Genomic DNA, 3466 nt, shown 5'->3' with positions numbered 1-3466 from the left:
ACGTCCAGTACGAGGGCTTCCGGCCGGCACGCCGAGAGCACGCACCAAACGCCGCTCCTCAACGGGCAAACGTTGCCTGCCGCGGCACTAGCCGTCCGGAGTGGACACGTGTGGCAGACCGAGCCGGGCAAGGACCCCGCCGCCACCGACGAGCCGCGTTCCCTGCGACCACGCCGTGGGGGCCCGGTCCGGCGACCGGCCCGGGCCACCATTCCGCAGGGCACCGCGAGCCGGACGACGGGAGACCCAGCGGCGCGGAGTCAGAGCTCCGCAGGATCCAGCGCCCCCAACTGCTGCATCAGCCCCAGCCGGTCGTACTGCCACCAGCCCTCGGCGATCTTCCCGTCCGGGGTGCAGCGGTGGACGGTCGTGCCGGTCATGGTGACGTCCTGCCCGCTCGGCGGGATTCCCAGGAAGTCGCCGGTGTGACGGCCGCGGAAGGTCCACCGGGTGCAGACCCGGTCCCCCTGCGCCATCTGGTCCTCGATGGTGAACGAGAAGTCGAACCCGCCCCGCCACACCTCCACCTCGCGGCGCATCGCGTCCAGCCCGATGGTGTCCTGCACATTGGCGGGATCGTGGTCGTGGTAGTCCTCGATGAACACGTCGTTCATCGGCGGAGCGTCCCCCTGGCCGGGCAAGAGCTCGAAGAACCTGCGCGCGGTGGCCGCGTACAGCTGCTCGTCCCGCACCACGTCCAGGTCCGTGAAGGTCGGCGTCTCCTCGCAGAGCGCCACCATGTCCTGGAAGATCCGGTCGGTCTCCGGCAGCCCGGAGTTGCGCATCGCCTCCTCGTACGACGGGAACTCCACGATCTCCACGATGTGCGACGCGTCGGCCCGGTCCTTCGCCACCACACTGTGCGAAGCGGTCCGCTTCCCCTGGGTCTGCTCGACCCACCGGTCCATCAGCCGGTTCATCTCGTCGAGCCGGCTGGTCCTGCATTCGATGAGCTGTACGAAGGTCATGGCCTCGCCTCCGGCCCCCCTGGGTCCGGCTGAACAGCTTCATTGTCCCAAGGGGAATGCCCGGGTGCCTCTCGGCTCGTGAGCTCGTGAGCTCGTGAGTCGTGAGCTCGTGAGTCGTGAGCTTGCGAGCTCACGAGGGAAGGGGAGCGGGCGGAGCGCGATCGCCGCGCCTACTGCGGCCCGTACTTTCGCCCCGTCCTGGAGGACACCGCCCCCAGCATCCCCCGCGGCACCAGCTTCGCCGCGCCCATCAGCGCCTTGTAGCGCGGGTCCGGGACGGACAGCGTCTTGCCGCGCGCCAGGTCGTGCAGCGCCGCCGCCACCAGCTTGTCCGCGTCGAGCCACATCCAGCCCGGGATGTTGTCGGTGCCCATCCCGGCCCGGTCGTGGAACTCGGTGCGCACGAACCCCGGGCAGAGGGCCATCAGCCGTACGCCGCTGCCGGCCAGGTCGCGCGCCGCGCCCTGGGTGAACTGCACGACCCAGGCCTTGGACGCGCCGTAGGTGCCCCGGGGGACGAAGGCGGCCACCGACGCGACGTTGACCACGCCGCCCCGGCCCCGCTCCCGCATGGCCTCGGTCGCCGCCGACGTCAGCCGCAGCACCGCTTCACAGTGCACCTTCAGCATCCGCAGCTCGTCGGCCATCGAGACGTCGAGATAGCGGCCCTTGTTGCCGAATCCGGCGTTGTTGATCAGGAGGTCGACGGGGTTCTTGCGGTCGCCGAGGCGTCCGGCCACCGCCTCGATCCCCTTGTCCTCGGCCAGGTCGGCCGTCAGGACCTCCGCCTCGATGCCGTGCCGGTCGTGCAGCTCGGTCGCCTGTTCCCTCAGCCGCTTGGTGTCGCGGGCCACCAGCACCAGGTTGTGCCCGTCCGCCGCCAGTCGCCGCGCGAACGCGGCTCCGATGCCTGCCGTCGATCCCGTAATCAGAGCCGTTGTCATGGCAGAAGGGTAGTGACCCGGACTGGGTGCATCCGCTTCCCCGTGGGGCCGTCCGTGGTGAAGGGTCGGTGGAGACAGGCGTGGTGAGCGGCGGTCAGGCCCCGTACTTCTCCTGGTACTCCCGTGCCGTCCGCAGCAGTTCCGGGTGCAGGGCCTCGCCCGCCGCCAGCAGCCGCGGCAGCAGCGTCCGCTCGGTCGTCACCGCCCGGAACTGCAGGGCCACGGTCACGTCGTGGCCGGGCCGGTGCACGATCTCGACGGCATCGCCCGCACGGATCTCCCCGGGCACGATCACCCGCAGATACGCCCCCGGCGCCCCCCGCTGCGTGAACCGCTTCACCCAGCCCTTCTCGTCCATGTGGCCCTGGAAGGTGCGGCACGGAATCCGCCCGGACGTGATCTCCAGCACCACCTCGGGACCGACCCGCCAGCGCTCGCCGATCAGGGCACCGGACACGTCCAGTCCCCGGGTCGTGAGGTTCTCGCCGAACGCGCCGTCGGCCAGTGTCCGGCCCAGCTCGCGCTCCCACTCGTCCAGGTCCTCGCGGGCCATGGCGTACACCGCCTGGTCGTCGCCGCCGTGGTGCTCCCGCTTGCACACCGCGTCCCCGGCCAGTCCGCTCCCGGCAAGACCCTTGGGCCCGGGCGCGGACACCCGCACCGGCCCGTCCATCGGCCGCTTGTCGATCCCGGTCACGCCCCCCGGGGCGTCCGCGTAGGGCACAGCCTCGGCACGGCCCAGATTCACAGACAGAAGCTTCATGCACCGCACGGTAGGCGACCGCACCCCAAAGCGTCGACGCATTATTCGCATCGCCATCAAAGGGTCGCTTATCCTCAAAGGGTGATCGAAGCTCGTCATCTCCGTGTCCTGCGCGCCGTCGCGACCACCGGCTCCTTCTCCGCCGCGGGCCGCGAGCTGGGCTGCACCCAGCCCGCCGTCAGTCAGCAGATGAAGGCCCTGGAGACCTCCGTCGGCACACCGCTGCTGATCCGCACCGGACGGGAGATGCGCCTGACCCAGGCCGGCGAGGCCCTGGTGCGGCACGCCTCCGGGATCCTCGCCGGGCTCACGGCCGCGGAGGAGGAGGTCGCAGCCATCGCCGGGCTGCGTGCGGGCCGGGTCCGGCTCGTCTCCTTCCCCAGCGGCAGCTCCACCCTGGTCCCCACGGCCCTCGCCGCGCTGCGCGAGGCGCACCCCGGCACCCGCGTCTCCCTGGAGGAGGCCGAGCCGCCCGCCTCCGTGGGCCTGCTGCGCGAGGGCGACTGCGACGTGGCGCTCGCCTTCCGCTACGAGGGGGCGGCGGGCGCGGAGGAGTGGGACGACCTCGTCGTACGGCCGCTGCTGTCGGACCGGCTCGTCGCGCTCGTGCCGGAACGGCACCGGCTCGTGGGCGCGGAGTCCGTCGACATCGGCGAGCTCACCGAGGAGCCGTGGATCGCGGGCTGCCCGCGCTGCCGCGGACAGCTGATCGAGGTGTGCGCAGCACGGCGGCGGCGACGGAGGCGATGATCGCGGGTGTACGGGGGCGGCCACCGTCGTGGCGGACCAGG

General features: G+C 71.6%; 4 protein-coding genes. 1 reads left to right on the top strand and 3 read right to left on the bottom strand.

The annotated features are described in order from the left end of the window. Positions 1-260 precede the first annotated feature (260 nt). From ABZ281_RS42790 to ABZ281_RS42780, 3 genes are all read right to left on the bottom strand, one after another. Complete coding sequence (locus ABZ281_RS42790) at positions 261-968, bottom strand: ester cyclase (protein ID WP_356663471.1); 708 nt, start codon at positions 966-968, stop codon at positions 261-263. Positions 969-1138: 170 nt separating this feature from the next. Next, complete coding sequence (locus ABZ281_RS42785) at positions 1139-1912, bottom strand: SDR family oxidoreductase (protein WP_356663469.1); 774 nt, start codon at positions 1910-1912, stop codon at positions 1139-1141. A 94-nt stretch (positions 1913-2006) separates the two neighbouring features. After that, positions 2007-2675 carry an MOSC domain-containing protein gene (locus ABZ281_RS42780; protein WP_356663467.1) on the bottom strand — a complete coding sequence of 223 codons (669 nt, stop codon included), beginning with the start codon at positions 2673-2675 and terminating at the stop codon, positions 2007-2009. Positions 2676-2756: 81 nt separating this feature from the next. Here ABZ281_RS42780 and ABZ281_RS42775 point away from each other — a divergent pair, with 81 nt between their 5' ends. Continuing rightward, entirely contained in the window at positions 2757-3425 is a 669-nt protein-coding gene (locus ABZ281_RS42775) for a LysR family transcriptional regulator (protein WP_356663465.1), read from the top strand. The last annotated feature ends 41 nt before the right edge of the window (positions 3426-3466 follow it).

The organism is Streptomyces sp. NPDC006265 (assembly GCF_040613555.1).
Taxonomy (GTDB): domain Bacteria; phylum Actinomycetota; class Actinomycetes; order Streptomycetales; family Streptomycetaceae; genus Streptomyces.
The sequence above is the reverse complement of the archived record's forward strand: the minus strand, read 5'-3'. Positions and strand labels throughout refer to the sequence as shown.